The organism is Candidatus Krumholzibacteriia bacterium (genome assembly GCA_035649275.1).
Taxonomy (GTDB): domain Bacteria; phylum Krumholzibacteriota; class Krumholzibacteriia.
In genome coordinates this window covers 1-14808 of the sequence record DASRJW010000146.1, presented here as the reverse complement: position 1 = coordinate 14808, position 14808 = coordinate 1, and the positions used below count along the sequence as shown (strand labels likewise).

11 protein-coding genes are annotated in these 14808 nt (G+C 69.4%); 3 read left to right on the top strand and 8 right to left on the bottom strand.

The genetic code is table 11. From position 1 onward, the window contains the following. The 6 genes from VFE28_16595 to VFE28_16570 all read right to left on the bottom strand — a co-directional run. On the bottom strand, positions 1-1859 hold a 1859-nt coding region (locus VFE28_16595; protein HZM17615.1), incomplete at its 3' end, for an HD domain-containing phosphohydrolase. Beyond that, positions 1859-3715: an HD domain-containing phosphohydrolase gene (locus VFE28_16590; GenBank protein ID HZM17614.1), complete on the bottom strand. Its 1857-nt coding sequence runs from the start codon at positions 3713-3715 to the stop codon at positions 1859-1861. The genes VFE28_16590 and VFE28_16595, both read right to left, overlap by 1 nt. An 894-nt stretch (positions 3716-4609) precedes the next feature. Next, on the bottom strand, positions 4610-4834 hold the full coding sequence (locus VFE28_16585) for a helix-turn-helix domain-containing protein (GenBank protein ID HZM17613.1): 225 nt from the start codon (positions 4832-4834) through the stop codon (positions 4610-4612). 80 nt (positions 4835-4914) lie between these two features. After that, positions 4915-6402 carry a hypothetical protein gene (locus tag VFE28_16580; GenBank protein HZM17612.1) on the bottom strand — a complete coding sequence of 496 codons (1488 nt, stop codon included), beginning with the start codon at positions 6400-6402 and terminating at the stop codon, positions 4915-4917. After that, positions 6402-8006 (bottom strand): hypothetical protein, encoded by a 1605-nt coding sequence (locus VFE28_16575; protein HZM17611.1) that lies wholly within the window; start codon positions 8004-8006, stop codon positions 6402-6404. Before VFE28_16575 ends, VFE28_16580 begins: the two co-directional genes overlap by 1 nt. A 283-nt stretch (positions 8007-8289) precedes the next feature. Continuing rightward, the gene (locus VFE28_16570; GenBank protein HZM17610.1) at positions 8290-9102 is read right to left on the bottom strand and encodes a nitrilase-related carbon-nitrogen hydrolase; all 813 of its coding nucleotides are present in this window, start codon (positions 9100-9102) and stop codon (positions 8290-8292) included. 47 nt (positions 9103-9149) lie between these two features. On the opposite strand from VFE28_16570, the gene VFE28_16565 reads away from it, so the two are divergent. Beyond that, positions 9150-9977 (top strand): hypothetical protein, encoded by an 828-nt coding sequence (locus VFE28_16565; GenBank protein ID HZM17609.1) that lies wholly within the window; start codon positions 9150-9152, stop codon positions 9975-9977. A gap of 380 nt (positions 9978-10357) precedes the next feature. Here VFE28_16565 and VFE28_16560 read toward each other — a convergent pair whose 3' ends face one another. Continuing rightward, complete coding sequence (locus VFE28_16560; GenBank protein HZM17608.1) at positions 10358-11221, bottom strand: hypothetical protein; 864 nt, start codon at positions 11219-11221, stop codon at positions 10358-10360. Positions 11222-11259: 38 nt separating this feature from the next. Further along, the gene (locus VFE28_16555) at positions 11260-12696 is read right to left on the bottom strand and encodes a tetratricopeptide repeat protein (GenBank protein ID HZM17607.1); all 1437 of its coding nucleotides are present in this window, start codon (positions 12694-12696) and stop codon (positions 11260-11262) included. Positions 12697-12875: 179 nt separating this feature from the next. Between VFE28_16555 and VFE28_16550 the strand changes: the two genes are divergently transcribed. Further along, a complete protein-coding gene (locus VFE28_16550) occupies positions 12876-13826 on the top strand; it encodes a threonine/serine dehydratase (GenBank protein ID HZM17606.1) in 951 nt (316 codons plus the stop codon). 80 nt (positions 13827-13906) lie between these two features. Beyond that, a partial coding sequence (locus tag VFE28_16545) for a tetratricopeptide repeat protein (protein HZM17605.1) occupies positions 13907-14808 on the top strand: 902 nt, incomplete at its 3' end.

Below are 14808 nucleotides of genomic sequence, written 5' to 3'. Positions count from 1 at the left end.
GGCCTGACCTCGATGCTGCCCGCCTCGAGGAGGTCGATGAAGCGCTCGACGATCTCGGGATCGAATTGCCGGCCGGCGTTGCCGCGCAGCAAGGCGATCGCCTTCTCCACCGGCATGGCCTGACGGTAAGGGCGGTTCGTGGTCATGGCGTCGAAGCTGTCCACCACGGTGACGATGCGCGTGCCCAGCTCGATGTCGCTACCCACCAGGCCGTGGGGATAGCCGCGGCCGTCGATGCGCTCGTGGTGGTGCAGGATGAGACCCAGTGCCGGCTCGAGGTACTCGATATTGCTGATGATCCGCGCCCCCATCTCGGGGTGGGCGCGGACGATCCGCCATTCCTCCGGCGTCAGCGGCCCGGGCTTGTTGAGGATGCCCTCGGCCACGCCGATCTTGCCGATGTCGTGCAGCACGGCGCCGAAGACCAGCATGTCGATCTCGTGCCGTCCGAGCCCCATGTTGCCGCCGACAATGCGGGCGTAATCGGCGACCCGCTCCGAGTGGCCGCGGGTGTAGGCGTCTTTGGCCTCGAGGGAGGAGACGAAGGCGCGCACCGTGGAAAGATAGGTGCGGTGCAGCTCGCTGTAGAGCCGGGCGCCTTCCAGCGCCGGTCCGGCGAAGTTGCACACCGCCGTCAACATCACCAGATCATCCGCCGTGAAGGGCAGCCCGGACACCTTGTGGCCGAACAGCGCCACCCCCACCGGGGCGCCCTTGGCGGCCATGGGGCAAGCGACGCCGAAGCCGGTCTCCCGCGCCGCGCGCACCTCGTTCGCCAGCTCGCGCGGGAAGATCCCTTCCTCCAGCAGCAGCGGCTGCGGCGCCCGCAGCAGATACAAGCCGAGACCGGCGCGGAAATCCAGGAGGCGGCGCACCTCCCTCGAGGCGATGCCGCGGCAGACGACGTCGAGAACCCGGCTCGAAGCATCCAGATGGAAGAGCGCCCCGGAGGCCAGACCGATCTGTCCCATCGCCGTGAGCATGAACCCCTGATAGAGGTCGTCCAGCTCCAGGCAGCCCACGACGTTCTGCGACAGCTCGAAGAGGGACTGGATCTTGAGTTCCTGCCGGCGCAGCTCGCGGCTCAGGTTCTGCGTTCCGCGCGGGATCCCTTCCGCGGGAGCGGCACCCTCGCGCAGCCGCTCGCTGGTGCCTGCCCGAGCCCGGGCGATGACGGCGCGCAGGCGCTCGGCGACGAAGTCCGGCGTCACGGGCCGGCGCAGGTAATCGGCGGCGCCGGCCTCCATGGACAAGCTGTAAGAGCCCTCGTCGTCGCCCGCCGCGACGAGAAGCACCGGGATCTCGGGCACACGATCGTGCAGCGCCCGGCACATGCCGATGCTGTCGAAGCCGGGAACATCCAGCTCCGCCAGCACCGCATCGGGGCGCTCGTGCAGCACCTGCAGGATCGCCTGCTCGGTTTGCCCGCAGGTGGACACCTGCAGCCCGAGCTGCGCGAGGACCGAGGCCACCTGTTTGCGCGTTCCGAGGTTGGGATGCACCACGAGCAAGCGGACGTCGTTCAACTCCACTTCGCCGGGATCCGTGGCCTCCGGTGCCCCGGACCCTCGCGCTCCGGAGCGCCCCTGGCGCGGATCGGCGAGGGACTCCGCCTCCACCCCTGGCGCACGCAGCTCCGTCTCGCTGGTACCGCTCCCCTCGCGCGCCAGGGCGGCGATCCAGCCGGCGCGGCGCCGCCACGGCGTTTCCTCGTCCATGCTGGGCAGCGGCATCTGGCCTTCGTCGAAGAGCCCCGGGGCGAAGGCCTCGGCCGCCGGCGAACCGCCGGCGATGTAGGCGTCGATCTCGTCGTGGACGCAGGCGGGAGCCTCGGGAACTTCGTCCTTGCGCTTCGCCATCACGGCACCCCGAAGAGATCGCGGGTCAATTCCATCTCGTCCAGTCCCATGCTGAGCTCCCGATTGACCACGCGCACCAGGGCATCGACGATCAGCGGGTCGTAGCGCAGCCCCCAGTTCTCCGCCAGGCTCTCCAGCGCTTCCACCTGCGGCAAGGCTTTGCGATACGGCCGGTCCATGGTCATTTTCACGTAGGATTCGGCCACGGCCACGAGGCGCGCGCCGAGCGGGATGGCCCGCCCGCGCAGCCCCGACGGATACCCCTCGCCGTTGTAGGCCTCGTGGTGGTGCAGCACCACCTCGATGGCGACCTCGCCGAAGCGCATCTGCCGCATGATCGCCGCGCCCTCCAGCGGATGGCGCCGCACGGTTTCCCACTGCTCCGCGGTGAGCTGGCCGCTGGAGCGCAGGATCTCCGGATCGATGCGCAGCATGCCGATGTCGCGCAGCACGGCGCCGTATGCCAGCTCGCGCCACGACTCCTCGGGAACCTGCACTTCCTGGGCCAGCGCCTGGGTGTAGCGCACCACGCGCTCCGTCGCTCCAGCATCCTGGCCGCTGCAGCTTTCGATGAGCCGCACCAGGCCGCGCACCACACCCAGGGTGCGGTCCTGCAGCGTCTCGTAGAGCTGGGCGCGCTCGTAGGCGAGCGCCGCCTCCTCGAGCAAGGTCGACAGCATCTCCAAGTCGGGCTCGCCGGCACGGCTGGCGCCCAAGAGGAGGAGTCCGAGCGGCCGGTCCAAGACGCGGAAGGCGAGGGCATGGGCGAAACCGTGCTGCCGCGCCCACATCTGTTCTTCCTCGGCGACCCGCGGGTGCCCGTCGAGGTGCACCACGTCATCGCTCTGCAGCGCGGCTTGCACCAGAGTGGAATCCGAGCGCAGCGCCATTTCCGCCAGCGCCTCGCGGTCGAGGCCGCGGTGGTGGGTGAGAAGGAACTCCCCCTCGCGCTCGCTGAAGTAGAGCACCGTCTCGGTACGGGCGATGGAGACGACGGAGAGCACGAGGACATCGAGGAGCTTCGAGGTGCCGAAGGCCGCGTCGAAGCTGCGCGACATGGCGATGATGTCGCGCAGATGGGTGATCTTGCGGCGCAAGAGCCGCTCGCGCTCGCTCTCCTGATACGCCGGGGCGCCGAGGAAGCTGGCGGGCCCGCGGACGCGCAGGGCGTTGTCCGGCCGGGGCAGTGCGGGAGTGGGCGCCGGCGCCGCGACCGCAGCGGAACTCTGGCGCAGGCAACGGTCCAGAGCCTCGAGCTCTTCCAGCGTGTAGTCGTCGCCGGGCCTTTCCTTGGCGAGGAAGAGCAGGAGCTCGGGCTGATCGTCCCCTTCCGTCCGCCCCACGATCTCGCAATTGAGCGCGCCGACGAGCTCGTGTTCTTCCGGCGTCAGGGGATCGAGGCAGAGATCGAAGAGGAAAGCCGGGCCAGGTTGATCCCGCACCCGCCGCGCCAGCTCCCCGTGGTAGGGCAGGCCACGCTCCAAGTCGACACCGGCTGCGGTGATCGGATGGTAGGCGCCGTCCGGCTGCAAGGCGAAGACGTGCACCCGCGAGGCCAGCGCCTGGGTCCGCAACGCCAGTTCCCAGCGCCTAGCCAGCTCTTGCAGCTCCGCCGTGCCTTCGTCGGCCATGCCCCGCGGTGCAGTGCTGGCGGGAAAGCTCCGTAGCGGCGGGTCCACCACGGTGGCCTCGAGGGACTGCAACACGTCCGCCTCCGAAGGTTCCGCGGCGGTCGCTGCATTCGGGTCGGCCGCCGGGATCTTGCCGAGGCCGATGGCCATGAGGAGGCGATCGAACTCCGGCTCGCTGCGCCGTGGCGCCGTCTCCGCGCTCGGCGGCGATGGCGGCTTCGCCAATCCTCCGCTCAGCGGGGACCTTGGCTCCGTCGGACCTGCGCTCAGCGGGGACGTCGGCCTCGCCAGGCCGCCGCTCAGCGGGGACGTCGGCTGCGGCGGTGATGTCGGCTTCGCCAATCCTCCGCTCAGCGGGGACCTTGGCTGCAGCGGTGGTGACGGCTTCGCCAATCCTCCGCTCAGCGGGGACCTTGGCTCCGTCGGACCTCCGCTCAGCGGGGACGTCGGCTGCGGCGGTGATGTCGGCTTCGCCAATCCTCCGCTCAGCGGGGACGTCGGCTGCGGCGGTGATGTCGGCTTCGCCAATCCTCCGCTCAGCGGGGACCTTGGCTGCAGCGGTGACAATGGCTTCGCCGTGCCTCCGCTCAGCGGGGACCTTGGCTCCGTCGGACCTGCGCTCAGCGGGGACCTTGGCTCCGTCCGACCTGCGCTCAGCGGGGACGTCGGCCTCGCCAGGCCTCCGCTCAGCGGGAACGGCGGCGCCAGCGGGGCGTCCTGTTCCGGCCCACGCGTTCCGACTGCGCTCAAGGCGGCCTCCAAGGTGTCCGCGAGAGGAGGAGGCTGGAGGTCCGGATCACGACAGAGGAAGCTCCGCAGCGTCGCTGAACGCACCAGGAACGCCGTCGTCCAGCCCTGCTTCGCCCGCTCGGCAGCGAACTCGTTCAGTTGCCGCGCGCCACCGGCTCCGAGGGAAAGCACCCCGGAAAGATCGAGGACCACACGCGACAACCGCCGCTGCTCGCACTCCTGGAAGAGACGGCTGAGATGCGGCCGCGCTGCCGGGCCCAAGGATCCACCGATCCCGAAGACGGCAACCTGCGGGTCGTCACAGGGCAGTCGCTCGAATCGCACTCCCCTCGCGGCCTCTTCTCGGCCCATTTTCCTGTCCCTCGTCGCTCAACCCATCTCCTCGGACAGCCACTTGTCGAGGACGTTTTTCAGGAAACGCCACTCGCTGCCGACCTTCTTCGCCGGGATCTTGCCTTCCTTGGCCAAGCGACACACGGTCTTGACGTGCATCTTCAGATACTCTGCCGCCTCCATCGAGGTCATGACGGCGTTCGTTCCTTCGTCACCGCCGATGTAGATGTTGGCGTACTCGTTCGTCTTCAGCTCGCTCATGGCTTCCCCTGCCTCTGTTGAAATGACCATCGACAACGTACCCACGAACTCTGCCCCGCCCTACCGCACTCCTTCTACTCTCAGCCGGCGCCGCCGGCGGACGGTCCGCGCCGCCGCCCCAGCAGGCCCGCCACATCGAGCACGGGCACCGCGGCCCGGCCGGTCTCCAAGGTCCCGAGCCAGGGGCCCTCCGGCCCCGGTTGCACGACACCGCGCACCGCGGCGCAAGGCCCCGAGGCGAAGAGCGCCGCGCGCCTCTCGAAGCTCCCCACGATCAGCACGAGCTCGCGCTCGCGCTCTTCGTAGCTCTGGTCTTGCAGCGCGAACGCCAGCTGCAGGACGGGATAGCGTGCTCCGGTCAGCTGCACGACGGCACCGGTGCCGTCCTGCAGGACGCGGGAGGCCGCGCCGTGGTGCACTGCCTCCAGAGCGGGCGCCGGCACGGCGACAGCGTGCGTACCCACCCGAATCAGATGACACGCACTCGGCGTGGTGCTCCGCGGCAGGGCCAGTCGGAAGCGGCACCCTGGCGTGTCCTGCGGCTGCACCCAGACCAGACCCTGCAGCGACTCCACCACCGGCCGCGAGCGCCGTAAGCCCGGACAGTTGGCGAGGACGTCGTCTTCCCCGTGGCCGCGGCGCACGGCGTCGGGATCCCGTACCTCGAGCACCAGGCGGTCCTCGTCGACGCGCAACACGCAGTCGATGTGCGCCTCGGCCCGCTCGCGCTGCAGCAGCAAGCTGTCCGACCACAGGTTGCGCAGGATCTCCAGGATGGCGCCGCCCAGCTCGTCGTCCACTTCTCCGAGCGATCCAGTCGCCCGGATCGCCAGACGCGAGCCGCGCTCTTGCGCCTCGTCCAGCACCTCCTGTGCCGCAGCCTCCACCAGCGACCGCAAGACACCCTCGCAGTGATTCCGCAGGCCAGCCTCGAAGGTTGGCGCCGTCCCGACAGCCTCCGGCGGCGCCGTCATGGCGCGAGCGAGAGCGTGGAGTTCTCGCGCCAGCGGCTTCAGCTCCGGGTGGAGGCGCTCGTCCCGGGCGGCGTTCGCGAGCGTGTGGAGCTCGCGTGCTTGCCGCACCAGAGCGGCGACATCCTGGACCCACCGCTGCGACACGTCACTTTGCGACACAACCTGTTGCGGATCGGCACGGCCCGGGGCTTCTTCGAAGCGACGCGCCGCCTCGCGACGCCAGGAGGCCAGACGCTCCTCGAGACGCTCGAGTGCCGCCGTGCTCGGGCGCGCCTCGCTCTCGACGAGTGCTTCCAGATACTTCCGCGCGCACTGGCGCGCCTCTTCGAGCAGCTCTTCGAGTTGCGCCGACCAGGGCACCTCGCTGGCCCCCACATCCTCCAGCAAGGCGAAGAGACGTCCGAGGCAGGACTGGTAGGCGTCGAGGCCGAGGAGCGAAGCGCTGCCGCGCAGCGCCCGGGTCGCTTGCGTCAGCCGTTGCAGCGCGGCGCGCTCCGGCGGCTCGCCCCGCCCGAGGATCTCCTGCAGGCTCCGCAGGTGCTCCTTTCCTTGCAGCACCAGGGATTGCAGGTCCGCCGTCTGCCGCACCGACATCACTCCCGGCGCTCCATTCCACCTGGCCTGCGGCCCCACCTGGATCCGGCGTCACCGCTCGCCTCCGGATCCTCGTCCGCGCCGTAGCTTTCGCCTTGTTTGCTGCCGCCCTCGAAGCTCACGGCCACGCGCCCGTCCAAATTGCCGATCGGTTTACCCACGAAATGCGGGAAGCGTTCTTCGAAGCTCGGGGTCCCCTTGACGACGCTGGTGCCCGCGGCGCTGGCCTCGGGCTTCGCGGCTGGGCTCGCCTCCGTCGCTCGCGACAGCTCGCGCGCGGCCTCGTCGCGCAACCTCCAGGAGCCTTGCTGGCGCGACTGTCCGGTCCATTCGAAGTAGCCCGAATCGCCGGCCTTCGTCGGCTGATCCGGGCGCACCACCTCGGAACGGGCGTAACGAATGTCCTCTTCCGGGGAGAGACCCGGCGTGGATTCGGGCGCCGCGCCTCCGGCTCCTGCCGCATCGGGCCACGTGGGCCAGGCTGGATCCGGACTCTCGAGCTCCGCTTCGACTTCCGGCTCCACCTCCGGTTCCGGTTCTGGCTCCAGGTCCGGTTCCAGGAAGAGCGGTACGGGCGGCGGCACGGTGGGCGCTGCGCTCGCCGACTCGTCCAGGAGAATCTCCGGCTCCAGCATCGGCACCGCTTCCACGACGGGCGAATCCGGCGCGAAGGGCTGCATGGAGAGCATCTCGTTCTGGAGTTGGGAGAAGCGGCTCTCCAACTCTTCCAGCCGCCGGGCGATCTCCGGTGTCATCGCGGCTTCTGACGCCACGCCCAAGGAGAATGGCTCCGACCGCGGTTCGGGCGCGAAGTCGTCCATCGCCGCCTCGTCCTCCACCGTCGCTTCCGCCGCCAGCGCCTCGGGCGCCGTCTCCGCCGCACCGAGGGGCGCGCGCAAGGCGGCGAGCGCCGAGTCCAGCGCGGCGAGAGGTTCTTCCAGGGCCGCCGACGGTGAGTCCAGCGCCGAGATCGACGCACCGAGGGCCGCGAGCCGTGAGTTCATCGTCGTGGCTGGCGCCGCTGGTGCCGGCCCCGTCTGCGCGGGCCCAGCCTGCGCCGGCCCCGCCTGCGCCATCGCCTGGTTCCAAGCCCGCGCCACGCGGGCGACGAGCTCGCTCGCTCCCTCGGCGAGCATCGGTTCGCGTCGAGCGCTGCTCTGCTCCAGGCGTTGCAGCAGATCCTTCATCTCCCGCCGCGCTCCCTGCAGCTCGCGCTCGAGCTCCTGCTCGCGGCCCCGTTGGCCGGCGAACAGGGTCACCAGATCCCGCACTTCCCGCGGCAACGCCTCGCTGTTTTCCGTCACCTCGGGCGCGGTGCCGAGAACTTCCAGCGCGCGGCGCAGCACCCCGCGCACGCTCGCCGCGCCGCGCGCCGCATAAAGCGCCCGCGCCACCGCGAGGTGCACGGCGATGGCGAGGCCGAGCAGCGCGGCACCGAGGACGATCCACTCCGGCCGGTGCGCGTTGATTCCCGCTGCCAGGCCGGGACCACGCAACTGCATGCAGTACGTGCTGACGGTGAAGCCGGCGAGAAGGATGGAGCCCGAGGCCATCAACGCCACGAGATGCGGTGACTTCGGCTTGGAATCCCGCGCTTCGTCCATCGAGAACACCTGCCGATCCGGACGGCCTCGCCGCCTTCTGCTCTTGGAGCAATCAACACGCCCTTCGCAGGGCGCAGAAAGACTTGGCGGAGCGCAAGGCACGCAAGCGATGTGCCAGGGGGACAACACGCCCTCGCGAGGAAGCTTGCAGCCGTGTGCGTCGGTGTACACCACGGTGCACCGCGCCGGCTGGAGCTTTCCGCGCCGCGTTGCTGCGCGGAGCATCTTGCCCCGCCGGTACGGGGAAACTAACTTTGGTGTCGGGAACGTGCGGAACGCACCGTCAGCCCAGGCGATAGCTGCCTGGGCGGCGGTCCCGGAAGAGATGGTTCCGCGCCGTGATGTGCTTGTCTGCCGCCGCCGCCGGATCGATGTCCACGACCTGCAGGGAACTCTCCTCCTCCCCCGCCTGCGCCAGGACTCGACCCTTGGGATTGACGATCCGGCTCTGACCCGTGAAGCGCAGTTTCACCCCGCTTCGCCGCTCGGTGCCGACGCGGTTGCAGGTGACGGTGAAGACGCGATTCTCCACGGCCCGTGTCACCATCGCGGCTTGGCAGTACGGCAGCACGAGGTTCGAAGGATGCAGGATCACCCGCGCACCGGCGAGCGCCAGGCTGCGGCAGACCTCCGGGAAGATCCAGTCGAAGCAGATCATGACCCCCACGGGCACGCCGGCGCGAAAGGGCGCGAAGCGCGGCGCCGCGGTGTCGAAGACCAGCTTTTCCCGGTCGAAGAGATGCGCCTTGCGGTAGACATGCCTGCGGCCCGAAGGCAGCAGCGTGACAGCGCTGTTGTAGAGCTTGCTGCCGCTCTTTTCCGCCATGCCGAAGCAGAGGACGAGTCGGTTCGCCCGCGCCAGCCGGCGCAAGCGCTGCACCGACGGACCGTCGGCGGGCTCGGCGAGCGCTTTCGTTTCGGCGCGGGAGGCGAAGACGTAGCCCGTGGTGCACAGCTCAGGGAGAACGATGACCGCGTCGCGCACGCCGGCGAGAGCGGTCTCGATGGCGGTCACGTTCGCTTCGACGTCACCGAAGCGCGGGTGCATCTGCAGGAATCCGAGGCGCAGGCGAAGCCTCCCGCGAGGGCCGTCCATGGCATACCACTTGCTGCGGGAGCGCGCAAGGCGATGCCGCGGAGGTCGTGAGCGTGGCCGAAGACGCCGATAAATACGTCCCCGTGGAGAGCAGCGGTGCCTCCGGCGCCGCCACGCCGAGTATTTCTTTCATGATCCACGCCCTGCTGTCGAGTCGTATCCACTCGGGTCTGGGCGACGACTCCCCGCCGGAAGACGACGTCAACATCTACTTGACACACCTGCTCTGCGATTACGTGCATCCCGAGACCAAGCGGCGCGGGCGCCAGTACCTCTCGACCTACGACACCTCGGTGTTCGAGCGCGTGCGCAGCTCCACCAACACCCGTTTCAAGTACACCGTATACCGCGCGAACGCGGATCATCTCCTGATGATGATGGGAGTGTTCCACAACCCGACGGGAGCCCGGCCGAAGGCGCTGGCCGCGCCGCTGCAGGTGCGCGGCGAGACCCACGTCGGCCGCGGCAAGGCTTACTACGACTACGCCTTCACCTACAGCCGCTCGCTCTACGGCCGCAGCAGCGGCATCACCGACGTGCTGGGCAAGCTGGCCGCCGGCTTCGAGCGTTACTTGCGCTTGCTCTCGTACCTGCGCGCCGAGTATCTGCACCTGGTCGATCAGTTGAGTCCGGGCGATCTCTTCCATCTGGAGCGCGGCGTGCTGGCGCTGGATCTGGCGCGGCAGCGCGACGTCTTCCTCGACGCCTGGTCCGACTGGAAGCGGGCCCCGACCCCGGAACATCAGACAGAGCTCCGGCAGGCCGCCACCGACCTGGAGCAACTGGATCCGAACTTCCACTTCGACGTTCCCGCAGCGCCGTCGCCCGGCGACCTCGAGCCGCCCGAGCGCCAGCCGCCCGAAGGCCAGCAGTAATCGAGTGCCAGCTCTCTCAGTGTGACCCCTCCTTGGGATCCTTTGTAGCTGTTCAGGAGTTCATTCCCTGAACATGGCCTTGACCTGGCTCCAAGTGCGCTCTGTGACAGCCACGGGAATCTCGCGCCGGGTTGTAAACTCGCCGATTCCCTGCGGGAGTTCGGCGTAGACGGTTCCGCCCCCTTGCACAAGAGGGACGAGACTCCTTCCGACAAGATAGCCATAGACGTTGGCCGCGCCGCAAAGTGTCTGAAATTGAATTCCGCTCCGTGATTGTAGCCAACCCAGAACGCGTAGCCGTCACACGGCGTCGCTGCAGAATAAGGCAAGGCCGCTCAACAGCGAGACTACGGTAAGCACGCGCATGTGCCACACGTTCTTCAGCGCTGCTTCAGGAAGGTGATCACCTTGTCGAGGGTGGCCTCGGGAAGGGTGTCGGGGGCAGCCTCACCCGCAGGCACCTGAAGGAGCTGCGCGGCGCCGTCGGCGGCGACGCGGCGGAGGAAGCGGAGTGAGCGGCTGTTGTCGGCGCCGCCGCTCTCCTCCGTCAGGGCGAGGAGCGGCGCGCCGAACTGACCCATCGCCTTGCGGACGCCGGCGGTGGCGAGCCGCCGCTGCATGGTCCAAGCAGCGGGGTGCTTGTGCCACCGCGGCAGCAGCTGGCGCAACGCCTGCTGCAAGCGCTCCTTCGCCCCGAGATGCGCGTCCAGCACCGGGAAGAGCGCCACCACCGCGCTCACGCGCCTGCGCGCCGCCAGGTGCATGCCCATGGCGGCGCCGAGGCCCACACCCACCACGGCGATCTTCGTGGCGTAGTGCTGCAGCATGTCGTAGCGGTTCTCTGCTTCGTCGAGACAGGTCTGCCAGTAGAACGGGCTCTGCCCCGGCCGATCCAGGACCCGATAGGAGAGCGAGCTCGCCAGAACGCCGAAGCCGCCGCGGTATAAGCGGTTCGCGAAGGCGCGCAGGGTCTCGCAACCTTGTCCCTCGCCAGGAAGGACGAGCACGCTCGGGGAGGGACGGTCTTGCAGCAGGAGCAAGCTGCGCGACTCCTCGGCGAGCCCGAGCCGCGCCTCCACCATGCGTAGCTGCTCCAGGTGCGCATCCAGGAGCGCCAGCCGGGTGGCGTCGCTCACCCGGCCCCGGCGCGCACTGCGCTCGAGCTCCCAGATCGAGTGGGCGACTTCGTAGTCGTAAGCTGGTCGGGGTGCCTGAGGGGAGTCCTCGGCCGGTGGTCGATTCACGCCGCGATTGTAGAACGCCTGGAGGCCCGGAGGCAAGGTCACACGCTGAGCACCGCTTGCCGCTGGGACTGGAGGGCGGGGAGCAACCAGCTCTGGTTGTTGTCTTCCAGGGCGCGGCTCACGGCGAGCAGCGCCATTTCGCGCTCGCCGAGGAGCAGATGGGCCTTGGACGAGAGGTAGGAGGCGTAGGCCCGGTACACCCCTTGGGTGGTGCCGGCGCGCATGGTGCGGAAGGCCGTCTCCAGGATCGCCAGGGCGCCGCGCCCGTCCTGCGTTTCCAGGAGGAACTCGGCGTAGTCGAGCTGCGTGCCGACACTCTGGGGCGCGAGCTCCAGCGCCTTCAAGTAGCCGCGCCGCGCTTTTTCCGTCTCGCCGAGATGTTGGTGCCCGCTGGCGATCGTGTGGTACAGACCGGGATCGTCGAATTCGTCGAGCTGCAGCGCCAAATACAACTTCTCCAGCGCCTCCTTCGCTCGCCCGGCCTTGAAGAGGAACACACCCGTTTGCGCCATCAGATGGCCGCTGCGCGGACAGCGCCCGCTGCCGGCCTCCACCACGCGCAGAGCCTGCTCGCGATCGCCCGAGCTCCACAGCGTCTGCGACAGGTCGTACCAAGCCTGCCATTCCTGCGGGGAGCGCTCGAGGCGCTCGATGTAGAGAGCCGCCGCCTGGTCGTAGTGCTCCGCCGCGCGCAGCGCGTCGCCGAGATCGTAGAAGACGATGTTCGACTCCGGTCGCTCTTGCCGCAGCCGGGTGAAGAGCTCGATGGCGCGTTCCGCCTCTCCCGCCGCGAGCGCCAGCGCCGCCTCCTGGTACGAGGGCCCGAGCGCGGCGCGCGATTCCTTTTCCCTGAGCGGCATGCCGTCGAGGAGGCGCATGAAGGTCTGTTTCGGATCGCGATCGGCGAGTCGTGCGGCGTCGAGGATGCGATCGAGATCGGCGCTCCGCGCCGCAGCGGAAGCGCTCGTCTTGCTTCCACTCGCCCCCGGTGCCGTCTCGGCCCGAGCCGCTGGGCGCGGCACGCCGCGTCCCGGCGCCTCCCGCCCGCTCGCGCCCGCTTCGCTCGCTTCGCCACGCTGCGGCGGCAGCAGCGTCGCCGCCGGCGGGCGCGGCTCGTGCCGGCCGGCGCCGTGCAGGCGCTCCTCGCAGGCCGCGAGCCGGTCCTTCTGCTCCGGACTGGCGACGAGCGCGCGGGCTGCTTCGATCTGTTCGGCGGCGAAGGTGTACTCACGCATGTCGAGGCGGGAATGGATGTCCTCGATCAGGGCCTCATAGGTGCGGCCGCGCGCCTCTTCGAGCTTCGCCTCCAGCCGGCGGTAGGCAGGCGAGCTGCGCGCCGTCTTCTGCAGGGCCCGCTCGTACTCCCCGTGCGCCTGGCGCCAATTGTTGACGGAGGCGAAGGAATCCCCCCGCGCCTCGAACTCGGAGGCGGAGTCGCCGAAGAGCTGGCCGAAGAGGTTGCCGAGGAGGGTCAAACCACCGCACCTCCACCCACGTCTGGACCCCGGCCCAGTATTCCGGGGTCCGCTTCCCGGTGCAAGACAAAAGAGCCCGGCCGGAGCCACTTCCCGCCCGTCTCACGCCGGCTCCGCTCGCCCTTCCTGCCAGGCCCGCGGCACTTCCCGCCCCGCGCGCGGTTCTCTAGGATGTTCTCGTGATCACCCTGGACGACATCACCAGCGCCGCCACACGCCTCGCCCCTGTGGTGCACCGCACACCGGTGCTGCGCTGCCGCGGTCTCGACGCCCTGGCCGGAGCCACCTTGTATCTCAAGGCGGAGAACTTCCAACGCGGCGGCGCCTTCAAGATTCGCGGGGCGTACAACAAGATCGTCCAGCTCCCCGAGGCGGCCCGCCGGCGCGGCGTCCTCTCCTACTCCTCCGGGAATCACGCCCAGGGCGTGGCGCTAGCGGCCTCGATCCTCGGCATCCCCGCCACCATCGTGGTCCCCGAGGACATCGTCGAGAGCAAGCGCGCCGCCACCCTGGGCTACGGCGCCCGGCTCGTCCCCTACGGCACCACTTCTGCCGAGCGGCACCAGCGCGCCGAGGTCCTCGCCCGCGAGGAGGGCCTCGCTCTCGTGCGTCCTTATGACGATCCAGACATCATCGCCGGCCAGGGAACGGTCGCCCTGGAGTTCCTGGAGGAAGTGCCCGATTTGGACGCTTTGATCGTCCCCATCGGGGGCGGCGGCCTCATCTCCGGTTGCGCCGTGGCGGCCCGGGGGAGGCGCCCCAAGATCCGCCTTGTGGGGGTGGAGCCTGAAGATGGAGACGACACTCGGCGCTCTCTGGCGGCAGGGAAGCGCCTCTCCATCCCGGGGCCGCGCACCATCGCCGACGGCTTGCGCGCCATCGAGCCGGGGGAACTCACCTTTCCCATCATCCAGCGGCTCGTGGACGAGATCGTGACCGTGACCGATGACGAGATCCGCCAGGCCCTGCGGCTCCTCCTCGAGCGCGCCAAGCTCCTGGTGGAACCCTCGGGCGCCGCGGCCCTGGCCGCGGTCCTCGGGCGCAAGGCCCGCCTCGACGGGAAGGTTGGCATCGTCCTTTCGGGCGGCAACGTGACCCTGGAAAACCTGCCCGATCTCCTGGGCCTGTAGGTTGACTCCTGTTCTGGCAGGCCCGCGCGGCGACCGGCCATCTGGTTGACGCCACCCCCTGCGGCGGCGATCTTTGGTCCATGCACGCATCCCGGGCCCTCCTCGTGGCCGTTTTCCTCCTCGCCCCGCTGCTCTCCGGCGTCGGCGCCGCGTCGGTACCGGGATCGCGCCCCCCCTCGTCAGCCGACTCCCTCCGCCTCTTCGCGGTCGAGAACCTGCGGCAGCTCTCCTCTTCCGAGCGCGATGCCGTCTTCACCGAGTCCGTTGTCGCCGCCCGCGACGCCCTCGACAACCGTGACTTCGCCACCGCGCTCCGCATCGCCGACCGGGTGTGTCTACTCTGGAAGCGCTCCCGCCGCCCTCTCCTCCAGCGCGCCGCCGCCCAGCTCGGCTTGAACCAGTACGCCGACGCCATCGTCTCGGCCCGCGAGGCGTCGGAGGCGCGAGCCGATCGCTTGCCCCCGGAGGCCAGGCCGAACGAAAACGAAGGGGCCGCCGAGTACTGGGAGGGAGTGGCCCTCTATCGCACCCAGCGCTACGAGGAAGCCTTGCCGGCGTTGCGCGCCGCCACGGAGAAGTCCCCGCAGTGGGCGGAAGCTGCGCGCGCCTTGGCCGAGGTTTGCTTCGTCACCGCACGACACGAGGAAGCCGTGCGCGCCTACGCTCGCGCTCTCGAGTTGGATCCTCAAGTGGGGAACGCCCGCGACGCCTCCTATTACGCCGAAGCTCTCGTCGCCCGCGGCGATCTGGAGGGCGGCATTGCCGCGATGCAGCGCGCTCTCGCGCGCGACGCCTATCTCCCGGGATTGCATGCCAACATGGGCCGCTTGCTGCGTCAGGATGGCAATCTCACCGAAGCCTACTATCACTTCACGCTGGAGCTGCTTTTGCACGGAGTGCGGGGGCCGTACGCCCCGAAGGCTCTCGAGCAAGCCGGAGAGGTCCTGGATCTGGTGCGCAAGGACAACAGCCATCCGAGCCG